This window comes from Sphingobium sp. LB126, from assembly GCF_002795205.1.
Lineage (GTDB): Bacteria > Pseudomonadota > Alphaproteobacteria > Sphingomonadales > Sphingomonadaceae > Sphingobium > Sphingobium chungbukense.
This window is the reverse complement of record NZ_NETV01000001.1, coordinates 643,962-667,048: the sequence shown is the minus strand read 5'-3', so window position 1 is coordinate 667,048 and position 23,087 is coordinate 643,962. Positions and strand designations below refer to the sequence as shown.

Below are 23,087 nucleotides of genomic sequence, written 5' to 3'. Positions count from 1 at the left end.
ACGCTATAAGGGCCGCATGAAACGCGTCGCGCTCTGGTTGTTGCCGTCGGCGCTGCTGGCGGCAGCGGTGGGATATTGGCTGGTTGCGTCGCGCGCTCCGTTAGTGACGATGGCGTCGGGACGGATCGGCGAAGCGGTGGAACTGGTTTACGCCACCGGCTTTGTCGAAGCGGAACATCCCGTTTCCATCGCCGCGCGCGTCACCGCCCCGGTTCGGGACGTGCTTGTGGATGAGGGGCGTCGCGTGGCGCAGGGACAGGCGCTCATCCTGCTCGACGATGCGGAGCAGCGCCATGCCCTTGCGCAGGCGACTGCGCAACGCCGCGTCGCGGTTCAGGATGAGCGGCGCACGCTGACGCTGTTTGCCCAGGGCTGGGTCACGCGTTCCGCGCGCGATGCCGCCGTGGCCGCCGCGGACGGCGCGCGGGCGGCCGAAGCCAGCGCCCGCGCCCGGCTCGACTAGATGGTGGTCCGTTCGGGCATGGACGGCATCGTCCTGCGCCGGGACGTGGAACCGGGCGATCTCGCCATCCCCAGCCGTACCCTGATGACGCTGGGCGATCCGGCGCGCATACGTATCACCGCTACCGTCGACGAACGGGACGTGCCCCGCATCCGGCCGGGGCAGGCCGCGCTGATGTCCAGCGACGCCTGGCCAGGCCGGGTGCTCAATGCCCATGTGCGGGAGGTGACGCCCGGCGGCGATCCCGAACAGCGCGCTTTCCGCGTCCGGCTGGCGACCGACGGGCAGGTGACGTTGCCGCTCGGCCTCACGCTCGAAGTCAATATCGTGAGCCGGCGCGCGCCGCGCGCCCTGCTGGTTCCCGCCAGCGCCGTCGAGAATGGCCGCGTCTGGATCGTCGGCGACGGTCGCGCCCATGCCCGGTCCGTTCGAACGGGCATAGCCGGGTCCAAAGAGGTCCAGATCCTTTCCGGCCTTTCGCGCGGTGAGAAGGTCATCAGGGCACCCGAGGGCAAGATTGCCGAAAACATGCGGGTGCGGACCGCGCCATGATGGGGCAGTTGCCGTTGCTTGGGCGCATCGCGGCCCGGCATCTGGCCGGTCGGCGGCGACAGACGCTGGTCGCGGTCAGCGGCGTGGCGGTGGGCGTCGGCTTCTTCCTCGCCGTATCGGCGATGATGATCGGCAGCCAGAATGATTTCATCAAGACGCTGATCGACGCCGCGCCGCACATCATCATTTCCGACGAGCTTCGCAGTCCCCATCCGCAACCGGGCGTAGAGGTCCATAAGGGCGCGGCCATCGACCTGCGCCATTACAAGGTACGCAATGAGGTGCGCGGGCTGAGGGGCTGGCCGGAGATATTGCGCGCCGTCAATGCCCAGCCCGGCGCGATCGGATCGCCCAGCCTGACGGGTGCCATCACACTGCGCAGCGGCGGGCGGGAAGAGGCGTTGACCGTCATCGGCGTCGATCCATCGGTCGAGGAAAAAGTGAGCAGCGTGGCCGACAAGCTGCGCACCGGCCATCTGCGCGACCTGGAAAGCACGCAGGGCGGCATCATCATCGGTGAGGAAATGGCGCAGCGCCTTGGCCTTGGCATGGGCGACGTGGTGGGTGCGACATCCGCGTCGGGCAAGAGCAGGTCGATGCGCATCGTCGGCCTGTTCAAGCGCGGGCAGAGCCAACTCGGCCCCTCGGCCGGCTATGTGCTGCTGCGCGAGGCGCAGTCGCTGCTCGGCCGGCCCTTCATCGTCAACCGCATCGGCGTGCATCTGGACGATCCCTATGGCGCGCAGCCTGTCGCCCGCAGGTTAGAGACGCGCTTTTCCTACAAGGCGGAAAGCTGGCAGGAACGGTCGGCCGACTTCCTCTCGCTGCTCGTGACGCGCAACGTCATCATGTACAGCGTGGTGTCGGCGATCCTGCTCGTCGCCAGCTTCGGCATCTATACGGTCGTGTCGAACAGCGTCACCGACAAGCGCCGGGACATAGCGATCATGCGATCGATCGGCTTTTCCGAGCGCGACCTGCAACTGATCTTCGTGTTCGAGGGGCTGGCGCTGGCGCTGATCGGCATCTTCGCTGGATGGCTGCTGGGCTATGGCCTGATGGCGATATTGGGGTCGCTGAAATTCCCGATCGCGGGCGACAATCAATATCTGCCGCTCGACCGGTCGCCGCGTCAATATGCCATTGCCGCTGCCGCCTCGCTGCTGTCCGGAGTGATCGCCGCCTGGCTTCCGGCGCGAAAGGCTGCGAAGGTCGATCCGGTCGATATCCTGCGGGGCGCGGTATGAACGCGATACTGGAGGCCGGCGGGCTGTCGCGCAACCTTCCCGGTACGCCGCCCGTGTCATTGGTGACGGACGTGTCGCTCGCGATCCAGCCCGCCAGCTTCGTTGCGATCGTCGGCCCGTCGGGCTGCGGCAAGTCGTCGCTGCTCTATCTGCTGGGATTGCTGGACCGTCCGAGCAGCGGATCGCTGCGCTTCCAGCAACGCGACATGAATTCCCTCGACGGGGACGAGCGGGCGCAGATCAGGCTGGCGAACTTCGGCTTCGTGTTCCAGTTTCATTTCCTGTTGCCTGAATTCACGGCCCTGGAAAATGTGCTGCTGCCGATGCGCAGACTGGGACGGCTGCCTCTGCCGGATGCGCGGGCGAAGGCGGCGGCGCTGCTGACCGAAGTCGGCCTGGGCGCGAAGATGGACAAGACGCCCGACCGCCTTTCCGGCGGCGAACGCCAGCGCGTCGCCATCGCCCGTGCCATCGCGAACGATCCGGTGCTGGTGCTGGGCGACGAACCTACGGGCAATCTCGACAGCCAGAACAGCGCTCGCGTGGTGGAGATGTTTCGCGCGCTTGCCCATGATCAGGGCCGCGCCGTCGTGTGCGTGACCCATGATCCCGATGTGGCCGCCGCTGCCGATGTGCAGATATCGATGCTGGACGGCCGGATCAGCGGAACCGATGTCCGCAGATAGAGGGATGTCGGATGCGGCGTCGCGCCGGTTGGTTCCCGACCGTCAGTCGAGCCAGAGGCCGCCGTTCACGTCGATGATCTCGCCCGTGACGAAGGCGCTTTCGCGCGTGCATAGCCATGCGACCATGCCCGCCACCTCATCGGCGCTGCCCATCCGGCCGACCGGAATCTGCTGTGTCAGCACGGCGGGGAAGCTGGTCGTCATCGAACTGGCGATCGGGCCGGGGGCGACGGCATTGACGGTGATGCCGTGCGCCGCCAGTTCCTTCGCGAGATAGAGAGTGAGCGCATGCACGCCCGCCTTGGCCGAGCCATAGGCGGCGTTGCCGGCGCGCGTCTGTTCCGCCGGATCGATCCAGGGCCGGGGGTTGCCGCCATTCTTCGCGAGGACCGACCCGATATTGACGATCCGGCCGAAGCCTGCCGTCTTCATCGGCGCGATCACCGCCTGGTTGGCGAGGAAGACGCCGCGCAGGTTGATGCCATGCACCCCGTCCCATTCTTCCAGGCTGATGTCCTCGAATGATCCCGGTGACGTGATGCCGGCCGCTGTGACGAGGCAGTCGATCCGCCCGAAATCGCGGACCACCTTGTCGACCAGCGCGCGCACCTGTGCCGCATCGGAAAGGTCGAGCGCATAGCCGCGGCTGTCGCCAGCCGCAGCCGGCGCCTCCCGATCGGCAAGCGCCAGCCGGGCGCCGCCCTCGGCCATGCGCCTTGCGATCGCGCCGCCGATCATGCCGCCCGCTCCAGTGACCAGCACGACCATATCGTCCAGCGCGAACCGGGTTTTCATGCGCCTGCGCTCGCGTGGAGCGCCGCCTGCCGCCCGAACACCGCGCCGCGCAGCACGGACGTCGAGCCGGTATAGGTGCGATAATAAAGGCCCATCGTTTCTCCGGCAGCATAAAGGCCGTCTATGGCGCGGCCGTCCTGATCCAGGACGCGGGCGTTGCGATCGACCTTCAGCCCGCCGAAGGTGAAGACATTGGCCGAGATGATCGGCCAGGCGAGATAGGGCGCGCGGTCGATCGGCCGCGCCCAGTTGGACTTGGGCGGGATAAGGCCATGGGTGGCGAGGCCGTCGCGCGCGAGCGGCATGAATTCGCCTGTTCCGCATGCCGCATTGTAGCGCGCGATGCTGTCGGCCAGCGTTGCGCGCGGAACGCCGATGGCGTCGGCCAGGGCCTCTATGCTGTCCGCCCTGACCGGGGGCTGGTCGGTGCGGCTGCCCTTTTGCCAGTTGGGGACGTCCTCTATCCGCGCATCCACGATCAGCCAGGCGATGCCGTCGCGCTGCTGGTAGATGCGCCGGGTGACATTTTCATAATGGGCATCGACCGTGCCGGGCGCTTCGTCGGTGAAACGCAGGCCGTCCTTGTTGACCAGCACGCCATAGGGAAAGGTGAAGATCGCCGGTTCCGCAAGGCCCGAGCGGGGATCGATGGGTTCGGCATGATAGCTGCCGAAATCGCCATTGGGGGCGGCGCCGATGTCGAGCGCCATGCGGATGCCCTCGCCCTTGTTGTAATGACCGCCCCGCGCGACCGGACGCAGGTTGATCGCCTGCGGGCCGACATAGCGGGCGAGCATCTCCGGATTGCCCTCGAACCCCCCGCAGGCGAGGATCACGGTGTCCCCCTCCACATCCCCCCGGCTTGTCGCCAGCCCCGTGACGCGTCCGTCGTGCGTCAGCAGCGAGCGGGCGGTGGTTTCGAAGTGGAAGTCCACCCCCTTCGCCTTGCAGGCATCCGTCAGCATCTCGACCATCGCCAATCCGCCGCCGACCGGCAGCAGGCGCGTGGTCGTGGTGGTGATGAAGGCGGTGGGCAGGAAGTCGAAGCGCAGTCCCGCCATTTCCAGCCAGCGTAGCGTCGCCCCGGCATGGTCGGCAAAGGCCGACAGCAGATCCGGGTCGACCATCGATTGGCTGCGCGCGATCGGCGACCAGTCGGAAGGATCGCGCACCATTTCCTGTTCGATGCTGGGGTCGGTATAGCCCCCGGCATTGGCCATGAAATGGTCGATGAAGTCGTCGGCCACCTCGTCCATCGATTTCATGCGCAGATAGGCTTCTGTATAGCGGGTGTTGCCGCCATGCTCGCCCTCCGCCGCGCGTTCGACCAGCGTGACGCGCGCGCCCGCTTCGGCTCCGGTCAGCGCGGCGCTAAGGCCCGCAATGCCGCTGCCCACAACGATCAAATGCATGATTTCACTCCGGTTTGAACCGCTGTTCGAGCGCATCCCAATGATGTTTCGCCACCGCTGCCTGTCGTTCCTCGAAGGAGGCGAGCTGGTCATGCACCGCGTCGAGCGAGCCGGTCGCCTTGAGCGAACCGAGCACGGTGGCGCTGGCGCGCACGGCTGCCTGCAAGGCGGCGTTGGCATAGAGGACGAGGCCGAAACCCATATCGGCCAGTTCCGATTGCGGCAGGGGCGGCGTCTTGCCGCCATGGACGATATTGGCGACCTGAGGCACGGATAGCGTCGCGATGCGCCGCATCTGCTCCGCATCGCGCGGCGCCTCGACGAAGGTGATGTCCGCGCCCGCCTCGACAAAGGCTTCCGCCCGTTCCAGTGCCACGTCGATGCCCGCCACCGCGAGTGCATCAGTGCGGGCGATGATCAACGTGTCGCGGGTCCGCGCATCCACGGCTGCCCGGATTTTCGGTAGCATCTCGCCGAGCGGGATCACGCCCTTGCCGTTGAAATGGCCGCAGCGCTTGGGGAAGTCCTGATCCTCCAACTGGATGGCGGAGGCGCCGGCTCGTTCCAGTACTTTCATCGTGCGGAACGTGTTGACGGCATTGCCGAAGCCGGTGTCGGCGTCGACGATCAACGGCAGGCTGACGGCGTCGGCCATCCGCGACACGGTGCCGGCAATGTCGTCCAGGGTGGTGAGACCGATGTCCGGCGCGCCCAATGCCATGTTGGCGATGCCGGCGCCCGTCACATAGACGCATTCGAAGCCCAGATCCTCGATGATCCGCGCGAACAGGGCGTTGGCGGCGCCGGGAGCCAGAACGGCCGTCCGACGTGACGCGATTTCCCGCAGAGTCATGTGATCAGCCTCCCTGCGCGGCCTGGACGAACGCCTCTGTGGTGCTGACCGTGCCGACTGCCGGGGCGATCATGGTGATGAAATGATCGTGCAGGGCCGGGTTGGGTGCGGCGCAGATATCCTCGATCACAACGGGCGCGAACCCGGCATCGTCCGCGAAACGGGCGGTGCTTTCCACGACCAGATGGGTGGCGACCCCGCCCATATAGAGTTGCTTGATCCCCTTCTGCATCAGCCAGGTCATGAGGCCGGTGTTGAAGAAGGGATTGACGCACTGTTTGGTGATGACGAGTTCGCCATCGGCGGGCGCGACGTCGGGATGGAATTCGGTGCCGAATTCCCCGACGATGGCGGCGCGATTGGCCTTGAGACCGCCGATCCGCGCGGCGACGCTCAGGCAATCGGCATAATCGGGGCGGAAGCCGAGCCGGACATGGACGACCGCCATGCCAGCGCCGCGCGCCGCGTCTAGGCAGCGGCGGGCATTGGCGAGCACGCCGCGTTCCTCGACGATCCGGGCGAGGCCATGGGCGCCGACCTTGCCCTGGGGGTCGACCATCTCATTTTGAAGGTCGAGCAATAGCAGCGCGGCAGTCATTCATCATTCTCCAATATTCGATAAATCGTCAGTAACGGAAGGACAGCGTTGCCCCGTAGGTGGCGGGCATTCCGGCAAATCGAGCCGAAACGTCGGCAATCTTGTAGGCATTGGTCCAGTAATATTTGTCACCGACATTGCGGCCCCAGATGCTGATCCGCCAACGATCGTTGGCATTGGCGACCCCGGCGCGTAGGTCGATCAGACTGTACCCGTCTATATCCAGCGTCGGATTCTGGCCGAGTGCCCCGTTGGTCTTGCTTCGCCCGTTGATGTTGCCGCCGACAAAGCCGTTCAGCGTGGATGATAGTGGGAATTCATAATCGGCGGCCACCGACCACTGCCAGCGCGGCGTGTTGGGGAAGGCCTCTCCCTTGAAATTCTCGACCACGCCATAGGGGTCGAAATTGACGAAATCGCCGATGCGGCTGCGCACATAAGTCACGCCCGCGTTGATCGTCAGGCCGCGTACGGGGCGCAGTACAGCCTGAAGTTCTGCCCCCGTCACCTTCGACTTCGGGATGTTGACCAGCAGGTTCAGCGGGCCGAAAATATTCGGCGTCAGGATGACGCTGCCCAATGTCTGCTTGTCGCGATAGTCGTAATGGAAGACCGCGCCGTTGAGTTGCAGTTTCCGGTCCAGCAGCGTCAGCTTGAAACCGGCTTCATAGGCGGTCAGTTTTTCCTGCGTTACCGGCGTATATTGGGAGTCCGACGATGCCGGGATCAGCGGGAAAGCGCCGACCTTGTAGCCACGACTGACGCTGGCATAGAGCAGCGTGTCCTGGTCTGGCTTGAAGTCGATGCCGGCGCGCCATGACAGATTGTCCTGCGCCAGCTTGGTGCGCGTGATGGTCGGTTGCAGCGTGGCGTTGAGCTGGGTGCATTGCGGATTGGGCCCGAGAGCCAGGGGATCGCCCTGGGTGATGATGCCGAGGCCGATCGCCAGGCTGCCATTGGCGCTGTTGCCGGTACAGCCGGTGAACTTGTCCGACGTATCGGTGTAACGCAGACCGCCATGCAACGTGATGCTGTCGCTGAGCGCCAGATCGACATTGCCGAAGACGCCATAGGTCTTGAACCGCTGCTCCGATGTGATCGGGATCTGGTCGGGCACCGGCAGGCCGAAGAAGACGGCGAACGGCGCGAAGCCCGACGCTTCGGTCGATGTCAGCCGCTGGGTCTCGTCCACCTTGTTGTTTTCATGGTTGGCGCCGATGATCCAGCGGCTGCCGGAACCGAACTCGCCCGAAAGCCGCACTTCCTGGAAGAAGGCCTTGATCCGGCCGCTGTCGATCGTATCGACCATCACCAGCGCGGTGCCGTCCGGATCGACCACATCATGCTGCCTGTAATCGGAATAGGAGGTGAGCGAGGTCAGCGTGACGCTGTCGCTGAGCTCATAGTCGAACCGTCCCGTCACCTGCCACTGGCGGTCGTCGCGGCGGGGGTTAAGGCCCGCCGTCCAATCGCCGACGCGAGCATCGGAATTGACGATCGGCTGGTTCGCAAGGCGAGGATCGACGAAAGGCGGCATCAGCGGATTGACCTGGATAAGCTGCGCCGCCTGCACGTCGGACTTGTCCCAAAAGGCGTTGAAGCCGATCTTCGCCTTCAGCCGTCCCCCATTATAATCGATGAGGCCGCGAAGCTGGGTGAAGTCGCGCTTGCCGTTGCCGTCATCTGGCCGGGTCGCGCTGTGCTGCCATTCGCCCGATCCCTCATGCCGGGCGGCGATCCGTACCGCGACTGTATCGCTGATGGGACCGGAGACGAAGCCGCCCAGATCCCAGCTGTTGAAACGGCCGTAGCTGGCGTCGGCACCGGCACTGAGATGGTCGGTCGGCCGGGCAGCGATATAATTCACCGCACCGCCGGTCGAATTGGACCCGAACAGCAGGCCCTGGGGGCCCTTCAGCACTTCCACCCGTTCCAGGTCGAAACTGGCGCTGCGCGTCATCGCCGAAAAGGGAAGGGGCGCTTCGTCCTGATAGACTGTCACCGTCGGTGTCGAGCCGATGTCGTAATTGTAGAAGCCCACGCCGCGCAGCGAATAGACCGGCGTGCTGTAGGCCGACTGGGTGAAGGTGAAGCCCGGCACGATCTTGCCGAGGTCGTTGGCGCTCTGGATACCGGCCTTGACCAGTTCGTCTCCCGATGCCGCGCTGATCGACATGGGGACGTCGTTGATCGATTCCGCGCGCTTGGTCGCGGTGACGATGATGTCGACATTATTGTCGGGTTGTGGCGCCTCCTGTGCCAGGAGGGGCGCGGCCGACAGAAGCGCTGTCGTAAGTGCGGCGCCGGACACGGCTGTTGCAAGACGCGTGAACGTCATCTTCTTCCCTCCCACTTGCCTGCGTCTTTGTTTGGCGACGACTTCGGCTTTTCTCTTGACCACAGGACTAGAACATCTCCATCATCGAATGAAGCGATAATTATCGATAGCGATTATCGTCTATGGTGATAGGAGGGGCGAATGCGACATGTGGTGATAGTGGGTGCGGGCAATGCGGCGTTGTGCGCGGCTATTGCCGCGGCGGAGGCGGGCGCGCGGGTCACGATATTGGAGCGAGCGCCCGAAACGGCGCGGGGCGGTAATTCCGCCTTTACCGGCGGATGCTTCCGCACCGTCTATGACGGGGTGGAGGATATTGCCCGGCTCGTTCCCGACCTGACGGAGGAGGAGCGCGACGGCAGCGACTTCGGGCGCTATGATGCGGAGAAATTCTATCTCGATCTGTGCGAGCTCAGCGGCTATCGCGCCGATCCGCTGCTGATCGACATATTGGTGCAGCAGAGCCTGCCCACCCTGTCATGGATGCGTGACCAGGGCGTGCGTTTCCTGCCGGCCTATGGCCGGCAATCCTTCAAGGTCGATGGACGCAACATCTTCTGGGGCGGGCTGACCGTGGAGACGGCGGGCGGCGGCGTGGGCCTTGTCGATGCCCTGTTCCGCCGGGCCGAGGCGCTGGGTGTCACGATCCGTTACGACCATAAGGTCGAGCAACTGATCGGCAATCGCCACAGGATCGAGGGTGTCGTCGTCAATGGCGAGCCTCTGCACGCCGACGCGGTCGTGCTGGCGTCGGGCGGCTATCACGCCAACAGCGAATGGCGGGTGCGCACTTTGGGGCAGGGATGGGATCTGGCGAAGGTCCGGGGTTCGCGCTATAACACCGGCAATGTCATCCAGGCCGCCTTCGCCATCGGCGCACGGTCGCATGGCAACTGGTCGGGCTGCCACAGCGTATTCTTCGATGCCGGGGCCGAGGACTTCGGCAATATCGCCATGCTCAACCAGCAGAAGAATTATTTTACGCTGGGTATAGTCGTGAACCGCAATGGCGAGCGATTTTTCGATGAGGGATCGGATTTCCGCAACTATATCTATTCGAAAATGGGTGCGGCAATCCTGCGTCAGCCGGGTGGAACGGGCTGGCAACTGTTCGACGCTCAATCGATCCCTATCCTGCCCGACGAATATCGCGTGCCCCGTGCCGCGCGGTTCGAATCGGACACGCTCGAAGGACTGGCCGCCAAGCTGGAGGGCATCGACCGCGATGCGATGCTGCGGACGATCGCGGATTTCAACGCGGCGGTGGACGATGGCATGCCCTTCAACCCGGCGGTGAAGGATGGCCGTGGAACCCGGGGGCTCGTCATCAACAAGAGCAATTGGGCGCGGGCGCTGCGGGAACCGCCCTTCGTCGCCTATGAGGTCACTTGCGGCATCACTTTGACCTATGGTGGCCTCGCGATCGACGAGCAGGCGCGCGTGCAGAGCGAGGAGGGGGAGGCGATCGCGGGCCTCTATGCGGCGGGCGAGTTGGTCGGCGGGCTTTACTATGATCGCTATCCCGGCGGTGCGGGCCTGACCAGCGGCGCGGTCTTCGGGCGGATCGCGGGGGAGCAGGCCGCCATAGGATGACCTGCCGGGCCCTAATCCCCCATGATATCGACTAGCGCCTGACGCAGCCAGGTAAGCGCGATATCCTTCGACTGGTCCGGTCGCCATGTGGCCGAGATATCGATTTCGGGAGTGGGTAGGGGAGGCTCGATCCATTTGAGCTTCCATTCTCCCTGGAGCGTCACGGCCAGCCGCTTGGGCAGGATCGCCACCGCGTCGCTGCTCGCGACGATCCGAGCAAAGATCAGATAGTTGCCCATGGTCAGTCGCAGATTTTGGGCCTTGCCCAATTCGTCCCACAGCATCGTTTCGTGGTTGAAGGATACGCGGGGCAGCGCCGAATAGCCGACATGGCGCAGCCCCAGGAATGCGTCGGCCGACATGCCGGGATAGAGCGCGTCATTGTCTTCTGCGCCGATGCAGACATAGCTGTCACGATAGAGCAATTGCCGCTCCATCCCCGATACGCGCAGGGCATTGGACGGAAAGATGAAGAGATCGATGTCCGGCCGTGTCGAGCGATTAAGAAATTGTGGTCTGATCTCCACAAAGTCGAAGGATAGTTGTGGTGCCTCGCTGGCCGCCCGCATCAGCAACTGGCCGCCGACCAATGCCGCGACATAGTCTGCCGTCGCAATCACCAGGCGCCGTTCGACAGTGTCGATCTGACCACGCGACTTGGTGATGACGGCGCGCACGCCGTTCAGCAATTGTGATACGTCGGGCATGATCTGTTCCGCCAGCGGCGTCGGCACCATCTCGCTGCCCGTCCAGGTGAACAGTTCATCGTCCAGCGCCAGCCGCAGCCGGTTGAGCGCGGCGCTGACCGTGGACTGGGCCAGGTTCAGCGTCTTTGCCGCATTGGACACGTTGCGGTTGGTCCAGATCGCTTCCATCGTGACCAGCAGGTTGACGTCGAAATCCCTCAGTTGCATCGCTCTCGCTCATTAATCGTTTGTGGTGATAGTGACTATCTAAATATATCGTTTCTGACAATAGGCGGGCGGCGCTAATCCAGTCCCATCAGCTCGCGGCAAGCGAGAGGCAGGAGTGGATCGATGGCAGAACTGCAGAATCTCGCCTATGTGGTTTTTGGCGTCAGCGACCTGGCGGCCTGGCGGGGCTTTGCCACCGACATCGTAGGTCTTGGCACGACGACGACCCCCGACGGCAGCCTGGGGCTGCGCATGGACGATCATCCCTGGCGGATGCTGGCGACGCAGGCGACGGAGGATGACCTGACCCATGCGGGTTGGGATGTCGGTTCGGCCGAGGAACTGGAAGCCTATGTCGCCGCCCTTCGCTCCAAGGGAGCGGATGTGCGGGAGGAAGATGCGCAACGGGCGTCGGCGCGCTCTGTCACGCGGCTCTACAGCCTTACCGATCCCAATGGGGTCATCCATGAATTTTTCAGCGGACGGACCGGCCTGATCCCGGATGGCGGCAATCTTTCGCCCATCCTGCGCGGTCCCGGCTTCATGACCGGCGATCTCGGCATCGGCCATATCCTGCCGGTCTCGCGCGATTATGACGAGGGCGTCGCCTGGTATCGCGACATATTGGGTCTGCGCTACAGCGACCGCATCCGGCAGTTGATCGCCCCCGGCGTCTATGCGGACGCGACCTTCTTCCATAGCGCGACCGGCCGTCACCACTCGCTCGCGACCGGTTCCTTCCCGTCGTCCAAGCGGCTCAATCATCTGATGCTGGAATATCGGGACATGAACGACGTCGGCCTGGCCTGCGACCGCGCCAAGAAGGCCGGCATCCCGATCGTCCTGGAACTGGGCCATCACCCCAATGACCAGATGTTCAGCTTCTACATGCGGACCCCTTCGGGCTTCGGGATGGAACTGGGTCATGGCGGTCTGGTGATCGACGAGGTGAGCTGGGAACCGCAAATCTACGACCGCATGTCGGACTGGGGTCACGCCCGCAACATGAACATGGCCGACTGACAACGGCCCCAACCCAATCAGGGAGCAATTATGTCTATCTGGATCGATTTTCTCGGCGCCGAAATCCGCTATATCGACACGCCCAGCTTCGGCCGCGTGCGCATTGCCGAAGCCGGTAAGGGCAAGCCCGAAGCGCTGTTCCTGATGCACGGCATTGGCGGCCATATCGAGGCCTATTCCAAGAATGTGGTGCCGCTGGGCGAGCATTTCCACGTCATCGCCTTCGATTTCGTCGGTCATGGGCTATCGGAAAAGAAGACCGACATCGAATATCCCGCCAGCATCTATGCCGACCAGCTCAAGGAGCTGATGGACGCGCTCGGCATCGAGAAGGCGCATATTTCCGGGGAATCGCTGGGAGGTCTCGTAACCGGCCTGTTCGCGGTCAAATATCCCGAACGCTGCCTGCGCCTGATCCTCAACACGGCGGGCGGCATTCCGATCATGACCGACAAGGGGCGGCAGGATCTGGTGAACCTCGCCACGCTGACCGAGAAGAATTACGGCAAGCCGCCCAGCTTCGAGAGCATCAGGGAACGGATGCAGTGGCTCATCTATGAAGGCAATTGGGACCTTCTGACCGACGAGCTGATCGAATCCCGCCTCGCTATCTATTCGCGGCCCGATTTCCAGAAGTCCGCGCCGCTCGTCTTCGCCCGGCTGAACCAGGCCAAGGCCGGCGGCGGCCAGGCGATGCCCGACGCGATGGAACTGGAAAAGATCGAGCAGGAAGCGCTGCTGCTCTGGACCACGCACAATCCGATCCATGACGTCCCCGCCGCCGAGGCCGCCCTGCCGCGCCTCAAGAAAGGCAAGCTCTACGTCATGCGGAAGGATTGCGGGCACTGGCCGCAATATGAAAGCCCCGAGGAATTCGATGCCGTGGTGGTCAAATATCTGACCACCGGAGAGGTCTGAAAGCCATGGCCGCCGCGCTCGCCCATCCCGTCCCGCCGTCGCCGCCCATGGCGCCCAAGCCGGACCTGTTCCGGCAGGGCATGCGGCGTCTGGCCGGGGCCTGCACGATCATCACGTCGGTCGCACCGGGTCAGGGGCGGGAGGGGTGGGCCGGGCTGACGGCGACGGCGGTGGCGTCCGTCACGGCCGAACCGGCGCGGCTGCTGGTCTGCATCAACCGCTCGACCTGGGCGCATAATATCATCAGCCAGTCGCGCATCCTGGGCGTCAACATATTGGGCGGGGATGCCCTGCCGCTCGCCAAGCGCTTCGCCGGTGGTGTCCCGCCGGAGGAGAAATTCGGCGAGGGCAACTGGCTGACCGCCACCAGCGGAGCGCCCTTGCTCGGCAGCGCGCTCGCGAGCTTCGACTGCCTGGTGAGCGAAAGCATCGAGGCCAGCACGCACGACATCTTCATCTGCGACGTGCTGGGCGTGCTGCTGCGCGAGCCGGGCGGCGATCCGCTCATCTATTTCGATGGGGCCTTCCTGCCCGAACGTCCCATCCCATGAACAATCAGAAACAAGGAGAGCCGGCCATGTCCGTTGCCGTTCTGGGCCAGAAGGCCAGCGAAATTCCGACGCCCGATGAACTGGTCGCCCGCGCCCTCGCGATGGTGCCGGGCCTGCGCGCCCGCGCCGACGCGATCGAGGAAGCGCGCCGGGTGCCCGACGATGTGATCGCCATGTTTCGCGACGCCGGTTTCTTCCGCATCCTTCAGCCCAAGGCCTATGGCGGGTGGGAAATGAACCCCATCGTCTTCATGCGGGTGCTGGGGGAACTGGGCCGGGGCTGCTGCGCCAGCGCCTGGGCGATGATGATCCTAGGTGTCCACAACTGGGAATTCGGCCTGATGGAGGATCGCGCCGCGCAGGATGTGTGGGGCGAGGATGACCAGACCATCATCGCCTCCTCCTATCCGCCTATGGGTGAACTGACCAAGGTTGAGGGCGGCTGGCGCCTCAAGGGCCGTTGGCCCACCTCCAGCGGCAGCGACCATGGCGCCTGGGCCTTCATCGGCGCGCTGGAACGCAATGAGAAAGGCGTGCCGGTCGATCGCCATGCCCTGCTGGTCAAGCGCGAGGATTATGAGATCATCGACGACTGGTACACGTTCGGCCTGTCGGGCACCGGCTCCAAGAGCCTGCTGATCAAGGATGCCTTCATCCCCGACCATCGCGCCCATTCGATGATCGATTACAAGATGGACGACCGGCCGACCAACTATCTCTTCCCCTTCGCCATGATCTTCTATTCGTCCGTATCGTCGGTGATCATCGGTTTCGCGCAGGGGGCGATCGACGTCTTCATCGACCAGATGCAGGTGCGGGTCGACAATGGCACCGGCGCAGCGACACGGCTCAGCCCCTATGTGAAGGACCGGCTCGCCAATGCGGTGGCCAAGGTCCGCGCATCGCAGGCCCGCATGGAACAGATGATGGCGCATTGCACGCAGATCGTCGAACGGCGCGAACTGGTATCCACCGACGATCGCATCCATTATATGCTCGACATGGCCCGCATCGGACGTGAGTGCGAGGAGGCGGTGCTGACGCTCTACAAATGTACCGGCGCGCGGGGCGTGTACAAATCCAATCCGATCCAGCGCTATCTGCGTGACACGCTGGTGGCCGCCAATCACGTGACCCAGGATGCCGACAATAATGCGGCGGCGCTGGGCGGCTATCTGCTGAGCGGGGAATTGCCGCCGATGCTCTATGAAAAGCCCAAGGCGGGCTGAGCCATGGGCATCCATATCTGGCACCAGAGCTTCACGGTCCTCAGCGACCTTGCCGCCTATGACGATGCGTTGAAGGCGCATTTCAGGCGGGTGGCGCGGCCCGACACGGTGATCGATATGCACGGCATGCGCGAGGGCACATACCGGACCAACTATCCGGGTGACGACATCAAGCATGTCGGCTTCCAGTTCCTGCACGCGATCCAGTTCCTTCAGGGTGCGTTGATAGCGGAACGGCAAGGCTATGACGCCTTCGCCTTGAGTACACTGCCGGAACCGGGATTGCGGGAAATCCGCGCTTTGGTCGACATGCCGGTGGTGGGCTATGGCGAATGCGCGGCGCGGGCGGCGGTAGACGACGGACGCAAATTCGGGGCGCTGGTGTTCATTCCCGAACTGGCCGAACTGTACCGCGACAATGTCCGCCGCCACGGCCTTGGTTGCCGTCTGGTAGGCGCCTGCGACGTGGGTTTCCGGTTCACGGATGTGCTCGCCGGTTTCGCCAGTCCCGGCCGGCTGATCGATCGCTTTCGGGATGCGGCCCGCGATCTGATCGGCAGAGGCGCGGAAGCGATCGTGCCGGGGGAGGCGCCGCTCAACGTGCTGCTGGCGATGAACGGCGTCAGCGAAGTCGACGGCGTGCCGGTGATCGATTCCCTCGGTGCCTGGGTGCGGGCGGCGGAAGCGGCGGTGGATGCCCGCCGGAGCGGTATGCAGGCAGAAGGCACCGGCTATTTCGGGGCGATCCCCGATCCGGTGCGGCGCGCCGAGATTCTCGATTTCTACGGATTGAACCCGGCATGACCCCTGGTACGATGGATGTGATCGTCATTGGTGGCGGGGCGGCGGGCTGGGCCGCGGCCTTGTCCGCCGCGCAGCGTGGCCTGAAGGTCATGCTGTTGGAGAAACTGGCTGAATCCGGCGGGTCTTCCGCCATGAGCGGCGGTTGCCTGGCCTTTGCCGGCACCGATCTGCAAGTCGCTCAGGGCGTCGCCGACGGCCCCGACCTGCTGTTCGCCGACCTGCGCGAGGTGGGTCAGCGGGTGAACGACGCGGATCTGGTCCGCACCTATTGCGATGCGCAACTCGGCACCTATGCGTGGCTGAAGGCTGCCGGTGTGACGTTCAGCCCGGTGATCGAAACGGCGGCGGGTCAGTCGGTGCCGCGCGTGCACAGCGTCGATCCTGCCGATATGGTGCGTGCTCTTCGAGCCGCGGCGGAGGCTGCCGGCCGTATCGACTATCGCCCCGAGACCATGGCGCGGACGTTGCGTCAGGATACGGGCGGTCGCGTGACCGGCGTCGTCCTCGACAACGGCGAAACGCTGGAGTCGGCGCGCGGCGTCATCATCGCCAGCGGGGGTTTTGCCAAGAATCCGGCGCTGCTCGATCGCTATGCCCCCCATTATGCCCCGGCGGTGTTCGTCGCTGGTGCGGGGTCGCAGGGCGACGGCCTGCAAATGGCGCAGGCCCTGGGTGCGGAGCTGCGCGACATGGATTATGTCAAGGGCACCTTCGGCAAGCATCCCACCGACGAGAGCAACGACCACAGCCTGCAAGCGGTCTACAAGGGCGCGATCGCCGTCAATCAGGACGGTCAGCGTTTCGTCGATGAAAGCATTTCCTACAAGCTGCTGGGCGACGCGGTGATGGCGCAGCCCTGGCATTGCGCCTATCAGATCATGGACCAGGGGATTTTCGATACCGGCGACGACCGCGTCCGCATCCTGGATTTCGGGCGGCGGCTGGAGGAGGGGCTCTTCTATGTCGGCGATACGTTGGCGGACCTCGCCGCGCAGATCGAGATTGAACCCGATGTGCTGGTGGCGACGGTGGACCGTTACAATGCCCATGTCGACGCCGGGCACGATCCCGATTTCGGGCGGTCGCATCTCGTCCACCATCATGGCGCCTTGCGCCGGATCGATCGGGCGCCATTCTATGCCTATCCCTCGACCGCCGTGGTGTTCGGCACCTATTGCGGCCTGCGGATCGATTCCGACGCGCATGTCCTGCGCGCCGACGGGAGTTGGATAAAGGGGCTTTACGCCGCCGGCGAAGTCACCGGCGGCTTCCACGGCGCGGCCTATATGACCGGTTCCGCGCTGGGCAAGGCGGTGGTGTTCGGGCGGATCGCGGGGCAGGCGGTGGCGTCATGAGGATCGTGGTGCTGATCGCGGGCGTGCTCGATCCCAAATGGCCGGTCGTGCCCGTGCCCGGCGGCCTGCCCGCGCGATCGGGCGACCGGCTGCTGCTCAGCCCCTTTGACGAGGCGGTGCTGGAACTTGCGCTCAAGATTCGCGATGCGCGGGCCGACATAGCATTGAGCGCCGTCGTGGCGGGCGGCCCGGAAGCCGAAAGGCTTGCCCGCACGGTCTGCGCGCTGCATGTGGCGGACGTATCGACCCTGGCCCTCGCGACGCCCTGGGATCAGGCGGCAGTCGCGCGGACCCTCGCGCTGGCGGCATCCGGCGCCGATCTCATTCTCATCGGCCGGGAATTTGGCGATTGCGACGATGGGTTGATCCCACCGATGCTGGCTGCGATCCTCGGCCTGCCTTTCTTCGGCCGCGCGCAGGTGGTGGAATCCAATCCTGCCCTGCGGCTGATGCGCGAAGCGGGCAGTCATGAGGAATGGGTGGCGGTGGACCGCCCGATCGTCGCCAGCGTGACCAACGACCGCCGCACGCGGTTGCGCAAGCCGTTGATGAAGAATGTCATGATGGCCCGCCAGGCTCCGATCGTGCATCGGAACCCGGTACCGGTCGCCGCCACCGGCCTTCAACTCGCGGGCAGCGCCGGACTGGCGGGCGCGCGGTCGTTCACCGATTGCCAGATGATCGACGGCGATGTGGGGGAACAGGCGCGCGCACTTGCCGCAGTGCTGCGGGATGGACGGCTATGAGCGGTTGGCGGCGCATTCGGGTGGACCTTGACACGAACGAAGCCGGGGAGGTCGCACCGAACCAGTATCCGGACCGCACCCTGCTCATCTTCCCCGCCACGCCGGATGGCGATGTACTGGCAGGTGTGCTGGCGGCCCGTCTGGATGGGGTCCTGCTGGGCCGCGTGTCGGACATCGGTTTCGATGGCGATACGCTGATAGCGACACGCCCCGCCTATGGCGGTCGCATCCGGCTTGAACTGCGGCTGGCGCAGGGCATCGCCATCGCCACCATGAACGAACCGCCTGCCGGCGATCATGTGATCAGGCATGCGCCGCTCGCGGCACCGGCGATCGACCGGGTCGAACTGTCCGCGCGGAACGCCGCGCTGGAGGGCGCCCATCTGGTCGTTAGCGGCGGGCGCGGGCTGGATGCCGACGGTTTCGCCATGCTCGATGGCATCGCGCGGAAACTCGGCGGCGCACTGGGCGCCAGCTTGCCCGCCGTCGACCTCGGCCTTGCGCCGGTATCCCGCCAGATCGGCCAGTCCGGCCATTTCGTGACGCCGCAGCTCTATCTGGCGGCCGGCATTTCGGGCACGCCGCAGCATCTGGCCGGGATCGGCGCGGCCACCCGCATCATTGCGATCAACAGCGACGCCGATGCACCGATCTTCCGCTATGCCGAAGTCGGCGCGGTGGCCGACGCCCGGCAATTGCTCCCCGAATTGCTGCGGTCGATCGAGGAGTGACGGTCAGGCGTCAATCGTCCTTGCGCGCCTGATGCGCATGATAGGCGCACGCCTTGGTGCCGAAATATTGTTCCCGATCATCATAGGAGATGACCTCGCCGCAGACCGAACAGCGATAATTTTCATATTCCGCTTTTCGATGCCAGGCCGCGGCAGCGGCGTCACGCTCGTCGTCATGATATCCCATGAATCCTCCATGCTTTCCGTCGTGCATATGGGAAGCGACGGCCGGATTGGCAGGGGCGCCGGTCGGTTTTCCGACTGAGGGGCGCGACGGGTTCAAGCCGCCTCCGTCGATCCCGCATCTTGCCGGGCGGCTACGCCGAAGCGCTGCCGATAGGCATGGGGTGCCAGCCCCGTCACACGCTGGAACAGTTTGCGGAAGGCGGACGGATCGTCATAGCCCACCTGCCAGGCAATCTGTTCGACCGGACGCCTTGTCAGTTCCAGCGCCTCGCGCGCCTTGGCGATACGGACCTGCTGGGCATATTCGGTAGGTCTGAGGCTGGTGGCCTTCCTGAAACGGCGCAGGAAGGTGCGCTCTTCCAGTCCCGCCCGGCGCGCCATGTCGGGCACGCCATGCACCTTCGCGTCGGTCGCCTGGAGCCAGTGCTGCACGGCCAATATGGCGGCGTCGCCATGGGTCAGCCTGGGGATGAACCGGCCGTAAGGCTGCTGCGTGCGGCCCGGAGGATCGATGAGCAGGAACCGGGCGGTGTTGAGCATTACGCTTGGCCCGAGCAGCCGCTCCACCAATGTCAGGCCCAGGTCGGTCCAGGCCAGTATGCCGCCCGCCGTGATGATGTCGCCATCGTCGATCAGCATGCGGTCGGCGTCGATCTGCACCGCCGGGAAACGGGACGCCAGCGTCTGCGCGAATGCCCAGTGGGTCGTCGCCTCCCGCCCCTGGAGCAACCCCGTCTCGGCCAGCAGGAAGGCGCCCGCACAGACCGAGCACAAGGTCGCGCCCTTGCCGTGGAGGTCCGTCATCCAGCCGGCGAATTCGGGCATGGGTCGCATATGATCCGGCAAGATCAGGCTGGGCGGGGTGATGATGTGGGTCAGCGCATGATCGGGATCGGGGTGGCTGTCCTGAACGCAGACGATTTCGCCATTTTCCTGATGCCAATGGCTGACCCGGATGGCGGGAGATCTATCGCCATCCACCGACTGCGCCATGTCGCCCGCGATGCGAAAAAGGTCGGTCAGCCCATATATGGCCGAAAGCTGGCAATCGGGGTAAAGGACAAGGCCTATTTCCGCGATGATCGGGCGCATTGTCAGTTTTACCTCGCATTGTGTCGTTTCTGCCAAGCGCGATCCTGCCAGTGCTCCCCTACATAGTCCACAGCAGCGGCGATGACGCCGGAAAGCAAGGAGACAGATCATGACGACGATCACCACCAGGGACGGCACGGAGATTTTCTACAAGGACTGGGGCAGCAAGCAGGCGCAGCCCATCGTCTTCCACCATGGCTGGCCGCTTTCGGCCGACGATTGGGACAATCAGATGCTGTTCTTCTTGGGCGAGGGCTATCGCGTCATCGCCCATGACCGGCGCGGCCATGGCCGTTCCAGCCAGACCGACAGTGGCAACGATATGGACAATTATGCCGCCGACGTCGCGGAACTGGCGGCGGCGCTCGACCTCAAAAATGCCATTCATGTCGGCCATTCGACCGGCGGCGGCGAAGTCGCCCGCTATGTCGCCAGGGCGGAGCCGGGTCGCGTCGCGAAGGCGGTGCTGATCGGCGCCGTGCCGCCGATCATGGTGCGGACGGAAAGCAATCCGGAAGGCCTGCCGATCGACCTGTTCGACGGTTTCCGTGCCTCGCTGGTCGCCAACCGCGCCGAATTCTATCGCGAGATCGCATCGGGTCCCTTTTACGGCTTCAACCGCGAAGGGGCGAAGGTCAGCCAGGGGCTGATCGACAATTGGTCGCGCCAGGGCCTGATGGGCGGTGCAAAGGCGCAATATGACTCGATCGCGGCTTTCTCGGCGACGGACTTCACCCAGGACCTGAAGGCCATCGACGTACCGGTGCTGGTGATGCACGGCACCGACGACCAGATCGTGCCCTTTGCCAACCATGGCGTAAAGGCGGTCAAGCTGCTGAAGAACGGCACGCTCAAGGCCTATGCGGGGCTGTCGCACGGCATGGCCGCGACCCACCCCGACATCATCAACCCCGATCTGCTCGCCTTCTTCCGCGGCTGACCGGACCAGCGGGAGGCGGGCCTTGGGTCCGCTTCCTTCGCATGCGCCCGCACCGCGCGGTCACCCGGCGGTTGCGAGCGCGTGGAGCTCTTCCTTTTCGGCATCGGATAGCTCCAGTTCCGCCGCCGCCAGATTTTCGGCCAGATGCGCCGGGCTCGACGTGCCGGGGATCAGCAGCAGGTTCTGGGAACGCGCCAGCAGCCAGGATAGCGCGACCTGCATCGGCGTCGCGTCGAGCCGGGCGGCGAGGGCGGACAAACCCTCCGACTGGATCGGGCTGAAGCCCCCCAGTGGGAAGAAGGGGACATAGGCGATACCCTGCGCCGCAAGACTGTCGATCAGCGCATCGTCGTCGCGATGGACGAGATTATAATGGTTCTGCACGCAGACCACGGGCGCGATGGCCTGTGCCTCGGCGACTTGCGCGGCGGTCGCGTTGCTCAACCCCAGATGCCGGATCAGCCCTTGCTCGCGCAGCTTCGTCAGGGTGGTGAACTGGGCCTCGATCGAGCCCTCGGTCGGGGCGTGGACGTTGCCCATCACCCGCAGATTGACCACCTCGAGCATGTCGAGGCCCAGGTTGCGCAGATTGTCGTGCACGGCCTGGATCAGTTCGGCCGGACTTTGCGCGGGCAACCAGGATGCGTCGTCGCCGCGTGCTGCACCGACCTTGGTCACGATCACCAGATCGTCGGCATAGGGGTGCAGCGCTGCCCGGATGATCCGGTTGGTCACATGCGGGCCGTAGAAATCGCTGGTGTCGATATGGTTGACGCCTGCCGCCACGGCGTCGCGAAGGACACGAAGCGCTGCGTCACGGTCGCGCGGCGGGCCGAACACGCCCGGCCCGGCGAGTTGCATCGCGCCATAGCCCATGCGCCGTACATTTCTGTCGCCGAGGCGGAAACTGTCCATCTTGCGAATATCGGTCATGTCGTCTCTCCTTCGCCGTGGAAAAATCGGATGGCGCCGATATGGACTGTGCTAGGCTGTGCGATAATCCGCCAAGAATCGTACAGGCTGTCCCATATGCCGAACAATGATCTCCAGGATCTCTACGCCTTTCTGGCGGTCGCGCGGGCTGGAGGCTTTCGCGAGGCCGCCCGGTTGACCGATGGATCCCCGTCAAGCCTGAGCGAAGCGATCCGGCGGCTGGAGGCGCGCATGGGGGTTCGCTTGCTCAACCGCACGACGCGCAGCGTGGCGCCGACCGAGGCGGGAAGCCGTCTGTTCGAACGTCTGGCGCCCGCGCTGGCAGAGGTCGATGCGGCGCTGGATGTGGTCAACAATTTCCGCGACCGGCCGGCCGGAACGCTGCGGCTCAACGTGCCGTCCAACGTGGCGAGATTGATCCTTCCGCCCATCATCGCGCCCTTTCTCAAGGCCTATCCCGACATCAGGCTGGAGGTGGTCGTCGAGGATAGTTTCGTGGATGTGCTGGCGGCCGGATGCGACGCGGGCATCCGGTATGACGAGCGGCTGGAACAGGACATGATCGCCATTCCGATCGGCCCGCGGTTCCAGCGGTTCGCGACGGCTGCCGCGCCCGCCTATCTGGCCGCACGCGGACGCCCCGATCATCCGCGCGACCTGCTGGACCATGACTGCCTGCGCGGCCAGTTTGCGAGCGGCGCCATCCCGACCTGGGAATTCGAGCGGGATGGCGAGATACTCCGGCTTGATCCCACCGGGCCGTTGCTCGTCCGTCTGGGCGCTGCCGCCGACCTCATGGTGGAGGCGGCGATCGGCGGCCTTGGCATCGTGCAAATCTTCGAGGACTGGCTGCGACCCCATCTGGAAAGCGGCGAGCTTCAGCCCGTGCTGGAACCCTGGTGGCAGAGCTTCACCGGGCCCTTTCTCTATTATCCCGGCCGGCGGCATTTGCCGTCCCCGCTTCGTGCGTTCGTCGATTTCGTCAAGGCGCACGGCACATGGTAACCGACTCGTCGGACGAAACGCCGGATATCGGGGCCCGGCGCCTGTCAGACCGGCAGTGATCGGATCGTTCCCCCATTCGTCGCAAATCGATTGCCTTGAGCGGGGCGGCAGGCAAAGAACGGG

At 64.7% G+C, this 23,087-nt stretch carries 24 protein-coding genes; 15 read left to right on the top strand and 9 right to left on the bottom strand.

What is annotated here, in order from left to right; translation table 11 throughout:
- Positions 1-16 precede the first annotated feature (16 nt).
- The 4 genes from CAF53_RS27980 to CAF53_RS03145 are packed head-to-tail and all read left to right on the top strand — an operon-like array spanning position 17 to position 2,948.
- Positions 17-463, top strand: coding sequence for a biotin/lipoyl-binding protein (locus CAF53_RS27980; RefSeq protein WP_242443376.1), 447 nt, complete (start codon positions 17-19; stop codon positions 461-463).
- Positions 464-1,015, top strand: coding sequence for an efflux RND transporter periplasmic adaptor subunit (locus CAF53_RS27975; RefSeq protein ID WP_242443375.1), 552 nt, complete (start codon positions 464-466; stop codon positions 1,013-1,015).
- Complete coding sequence (locus CAF53_RS03150; RefSeq protein WP_100237300.1) at positions 1,012-2,262, top strand: ABC transporter permease; 1,251 nt, start codon at positions 1,012-1,014, stop codon at positions 2,260-2,262. The genes CAF53_RS27975 and CAF53_RS03150 overlap by 4 nt, the downstream gene beginning before the upstream one ends.
- Positions 2,259-2,948 carry an ABC transporter ATP-binding protein gene (locus CAF53_RS03145; RefSeq protein ID WP_100237299.1) on the top strand — a complete coding sequence of 230 codons (690 nt, stop codon included), beginning with the start codon at positions 2,259-2,261 and terminating at the stop codon, positions 2,946-2,948. The genes CAF53_RS03150 and CAF53_RS03145 overlap by 4 nt, the downstream gene beginning before the upstream one ends.
- Before the next feature lie 42 nt (positions 2,949-2,990).
- On the opposite strand, the gene CAF53_RS03140 is transcribed toward CAF53_RS03145, so the two are convergent.
- From CAF53_RS03140 to CAF53_RS03120, 5 genes are read right to left on the bottom strand one after another with little or no spacing between them, the layout of a single operon-like run.
- The gene (locus CAF53_RS03140) at positions 2,991-3,743 is read right to left on the bottom strand and encodes an SDR family NAD(P)-dependent oxidoreductase (RefSeq protein ID WP_100237298.1); all 753 of its coding nucleotides are present in this window, start codon (positions 3,741-3,743) and stop codon (positions 2,991-2,993) included.
- The gene (locus CAF53_RS03135) at positions 3,740-5,155 is read right to left on the bottom strand and encodes an FAD-dependent oxidoreductase (protein ID WP_197707352.1); all 1,416 of its coding nucleotides are present in this window, start codon (positions 5,153-5,155) and stop codon (positions 3,740-3,742) included. Before CAF53_RS03135 ends, CAF53_RS03140 begins: the two co-directional genes overlap by 4 nt.
- 4 nt (positions 5,156-5,159) lie before the next feature.
- Entirely contained in the window at positions 5,160-6,008 is an 849-nt protein-coding gene (locus tag CAF53_RS03130) for an isocitrate lyase/PEP mutase family protein (RefSeq protein ID WP_100237297.1), read from the bottom strand.
- 4 nt (positions 6,009-6,012) lie between these two features.
- Positions 6,013-6,606 (bottom strand): isochorismatase family cysteine hydrolase, encoded by a 594-nt coding sequence (locus CAF53_RS03125; RefSeq protein ID WP_100237296.1) that lies wholly within the window; start codon positions 6,604-6,606, stop codon positions 6,013-6,015.
- Between the two features lie 28 nt (positions 6,607-6,634).
- A complete protein-coding gene (locus CAF53_RS03120) occupies positions 6,635-8,944 on the bottom strand; it encodes a TonB-dependent receptor (RefSeq protein WP_100237295.1) in 2,310 nt (769 codons plus the stop codon).
- Positions 8,945-9,085: 141 nt separating this feature from the next.
- On the opposite strand from CAF53_RS03120, the gene tcuA reads away from it, so the two are divergent.
- A complete protein-coding gene (gene tcuA, locus CAF53_RS03115; RefSeq protein WP_100237294.1) occupies positions 9,086-10,537 on the top strand; it encodes an FAD-dependent tricarballylate dehydrogenase TcuA in 1,452 nt (483 codons plus the stop codon).
- Between the two features lie 11 nt (positions 10,538-10,548).
- Here tcuA and CAF53_RS03110 read toward each other — a convergent pair whose 3' ends face one another.
- Positions 10,549-11,451: a LysR substrate-binding domain-containing protein gene (locus CAF53_RS03110; protein ID WP_046763224.1), complete on the bottom strand. Its 903-nt coding sequence runs from the start codon at positions 11,449-11,451 to the stop codon at positions 10,549-10,551.
- Positions 11,452-11,574: 123 nt separating this feature from the next.
- Between CAF53_RS03110 and CAF53_RS03105 the strand changes: the two genes are divergently transcribed.
- Genes CAF53_RS03105 through CAF53_RS03070 form a run of 8 tightly spaced genes read left to right on the top strand, consistent with a single transcriptional unit; the run spans position 11,575 to position 18,808 of the window.
- Positions 11,575-12,474: a VOC family protein gene (locus CAF53_RS03105; RefSeq protein WP_046763223.1), complete on the top strand. Its 900-nt coding sequence runs from the start codon at positions 11,575-11,577 to the stop codon at positions 12,472-12,474.
- Between the two features lie 30 nt (positions 12,475-12,504).
- Positions 12,505-13,392, top strand: coding sequence for an alpha/beta hydrolase (locus tag CAF53_RS03100; protein WP_100237293.1), 888 nt, complete (start codon positions 12,505-12,507; stop codon positions 13,390-13,392).
- Between the two features lie 5 nt (positions 13,393-13,397).
- Positions 13,398-13,943 (top strand): flavin reductase, encoded by a 546-nt coding sequence (locus CAF53_RS03095; RefSeq protein WP_046763221.1) that lies wholly within the window; start codon positions 13,398-13,400, stop codon positions 13,941-13,943.
- A 26-nt stretch (positions 13,944-13,969) separates the two neighbouring features.
- Positions 13,970-15,172 carry an acyl-CoA dehydrogenase family protein gene (locus CAF53_RS03090; protein WP_046763220.1) on the top strand — a complete coding sequence of 401 codons (1,203 nt, stop codon included), beginning with the start codon at positions 13,970-13,972 and terminating at the stop codon, positions 15,170-15,172.
- 3 nt (positions 15,173-15,175) lie between these two features.
- Complete coding sequence (locus CAF53_RS03085; protein WP_052757354.1) at positions 15,176-15,976, top strand: aspartate/glutamate racemase family protein; 801 nt, start codon at positions 15,176-15,178, stop codon at positions 15,974-15,976.
- Positions 15,973-17,331 carry a flavocytochrome c gene (locus CAF53_RS03080; RefSeq protein WP_100237292.1) on the top strand — a complete coding sequence of 453 codons (1,359 nt, stop codon included), beginning with the start codon at positions 15,973-15,975 and terminating at the stop codon, positions 17,329-17,331. Before CAF53_RS03085 ends, CAF53_RS03080 begins: the two co-directional genes overlap by 4 nt.
- The gene (locus tag CAF53_RS03075) at positions 17,328-18,077 is read left to right on the top strand and encodes an electron transfer flavoprotein subunit beta (RefSeq protein WP_100237291.1); all 750 of its coding nucleotides are present in this window, start codon (positions 17,328-17,330) and stop codon (positions 18,075-18,077) included. Before CAF53_RS03080 ends, CAF53_RS03075 begins: the two co-directional genes overlap by 4 nt.
- A 20-nt stretch (positions 18,078-18,097) precedes the next feature.
- The gene (locus tag CAF53_RS03070; protein ID WP_197707351.1) at positions 18,098-18,808 is read left to right on the top strand and encodes an electron transfer flavoprotein subunit alpha/FixB family protein; all 711 of its coding nucleotides are present in this window, start codon (positions 18,098-18,100) and stop codon (positions 18,806-18,808) included.
- A gap of 10 nt (positions 18,809-18,818) precedes the next feature.
- Here CAF53_RS03070 and CAF53_RS27000 read toward each other — a convergent pair whose 3' ends face one another.
- Together CAF53_RS27000 and CAF53_RS03065 are read right to left on the bottom strand one after the other, a co-directional pair.
- Positions 18,819-18,995: a hypothetical protein gene (locus CAF53_RS27000; protein WP_157035721.1), complete on the bottom strand. Its 177-nt coding sequence runs from the start codon at positions 18,993-18,995 to the stop codon at positions 18,819-18,821.
- 92 nt (positions 18,996-19,087) lie between these two features.
- Positions 19,088-20,086, bottom strand: a complete 999-nt coding sequence (locus CAF53_RS03065; RefSeq protein WP_100237289.1) for a GlxA family transcriptional regulator — start codon at positions 20,084-20,086, stop codon at positions 19,088-19,090.
- A 109-nt stretch (positions 20,087-20,195) separates the two neighbouring features.
- On the opposite strand from CAF53_RS03065, the gene CAF53_RS03060 reads away from it, so the two are divergent.
- A complete protein-coding gene (locus tag CAF53_RS03060) occupies positions 20,196-21,026 on the top strand; it encodes an alpha/beta hydrolase (protein WP_100237288.1) in 831 nt (276 codons plus the stop codon).
- A 60-nt stretch (positions 21,027-21,086) separates the two neighbouring features.
- Here the strand turns inward: CAF53_RS03060 and CAF53_RS03055 are convergent, their stop codons facing one another.
- A complete protein-coding gene (locus tag CAF53_RS03055) occupies positions 21,087-21,959 on the bottom strand; it encodes an aldo/keto reductase family oxidoreductase (RefSeq protein ID WP_100237287.1) in 873 nt (290 codons plus the stop codon).
- A 96-nt stretch (positions 21,960-22,055) separates the two neighbouring features.
- On the opposite strand from CAF53_RS03055, the gene CAF53_RS03050 reads away from it, so the two are divergent.
- Positions 22,056-22,964: a LysR family transcriptional regulator gene (locus CAF53_RS03050; protein ID WP_046763320.1), complete on the top strand. Its 909-nt coding sequence runs from the start codon at positions 22,056-22,058 to the stop codon at positions 22,962-22,964.
- Positions 22,965-23,087: the final 123 nt, after the last annotated feature.

Excerpts from the sequence above, each read along its gene's own strand:
- CAF53_RS27980 (WP_242443376.1), top strand. The coding sequence starts at position 17 with ATGAAACGCGTCGCGCTCTGGTTGTTGCCGTCGGCGCTGCTGGCGGCA.
- CAF53_RS03100 (WP_100237293.1), top strand. The coding sequence starts at position 12,505 with ATGTCTATCTGGATCGATTTTCTCGGCGCCGAAATCCGCTATATCGAC.
- CAF53_RS03130 (WP_100237297.1), bottom strand. The coding sequence starts at position 6,008 with ATGACTCTGCGGGAAATCGCGTCACGTCGGACGGCCGTTCTGGCTCCC.
- CAF53_RS03125 (WP_100237296.1), bottom strand. The coding sequence starts at position 6,606 with ATGACTGCCGCGCTGCTATTGCTCGACCTTCAAAATGAGATGGTCGAC.
- CAF53_RS03120 (WP_100237295.1), bottom strand. The coding sequence starts at position 8,944 with ATGACGTTCACGCGTCTTGCAACAGCCGTGTCCGGCGCCGCACTTACG.
- CAF53_RS03110 (WP_046763224.1), bottom strand. The coding sequence starts at position 11,451 with ATGCAACTGAGGGATTTCGACGTCAACCTGCTGGTCACGATGGAAGCG.
- CAF53_RS03060 (WP_100237288.1), top strand. The coding sequence starts at position 20,196 with ATGACGACGATCACCACCAGGGACGGCACGGAGATTTTCTACAAGGAC.
- CAF53_RS03105 (WP_046763223.1), top strand. The coding sequence starts at position 11,575 with ATGGCAGAACTGCAGAATCTCGCCTATGTGGTTTTTGGCGTCAGCGAC.
- CAF53_RS03055 (WP_100237287.1), bottom strand. The coding sequence starts at position 21,959 with ATGACCGATATTCGCAAGATGGACAGTTTCCGCCTCGGCGACAGAAAT.
- CAF53_RS03085 (WP_052757354.1), top strand. The coding sequence starts at position 15,176 with ATGGGCATCCATATCTGGCACCAGAGCTTCACGGTCCTCAGCGACCTT.
- CAF53_RS03090 (WP_046763220.1), top strand. The coding sequence starts at position 13,970 with ATGTCCGTTGCCGTTCTGGGCCAGAAGGCCAGCGAAATTCCGACGCCC.
- CAF53_RS03135 (WP_197707352.1), bottom strand. The coding sequence starts at position 5,155 with ATGCATTTGATCGTTGTGGGCAGCGGCATTGCGGGCCTTAGCGCCGCG.
- CAF53_RS03150 (WP_100237300.1), top strand. The coding sequence starts at position 1,012 with ATGATGGGGCAGTTGCCGTTGCTTGGGCGCATCGCGGCCCGGCATCTG.
- tcuA (WP_100237294.1), top strand. The coding sequence starts at position 9,086 with ATGCGACATGTGGTGATAGTGGGTGCGGGCAATGCGGCGTTGTGCGCG.
- CAF53_RS03065 (WP_100237289.1), bottom strand. The coding sequence starts at position 20,086 with ATGCGCCCGATCATCGCGGAAATAGGCCTTGTCCTTTACCCCGATTGC.
- CAF53_RS27000 (WP_157035721.1), bottom strand. The coding sequence starts at position 18,995 with ATGGGATATCATGACGACGAGCGTGACGCCGCTGCCGCGGCCTGGCAT.
- CAF53_RS03140 (WP_100237298.1), bottom strand. The coding sequence starts at position 3,743 with ATGAAAACCCGGTTCGCGCTGGACGATATGGTCGTGCTGGTCACTGGA.
- CAF53_RS03050 (WP_046763320.1), top strand. The coding sequence starts at position 22,056 with ATGCCGAACAATGATCTCCAGGATCTCTACGCCTTTCTGGCGGTCGCG.
- CAF53_RS27975 (WP_242443375.1), top strand. The coding sequence starts at position 464 with ATGGTGGTCCGTTCGGGCATGGACGGCATCGTCCTGCGCCGGGACGTG.
- CAF53_RS03080 (WP_100237292.1), top strand. The coding sequence starts at position 15,973 with ATGACCCCTGGTACGATGGATGTGATCGTCATTGGTGGCGGGGCGGCG.
- CAF53_RS03145 (WP_100237299.1), top strand. The coding sequence starts at position 2,259 with ATGAACGCGATACTGGAGGCCGGCGGGCTGTCGCGCAACCTTCCCGGT.
- CAF53_RS03095 (WP_046763221.1), top strand. The coding sequence starts at position 13,398 with ATGGCCGCCGCGCTCGCCCATCCCGTCCCGCCGTCGCCGCCCATGGCG.
- CAF53_RS03075 (WP_100237291.1), top strand. The coding sequence starts at position 17,328 with ATGAGGATCGTGGTGCTGATCGCGGGCGTGCTCGATCCCAAATGGCCG.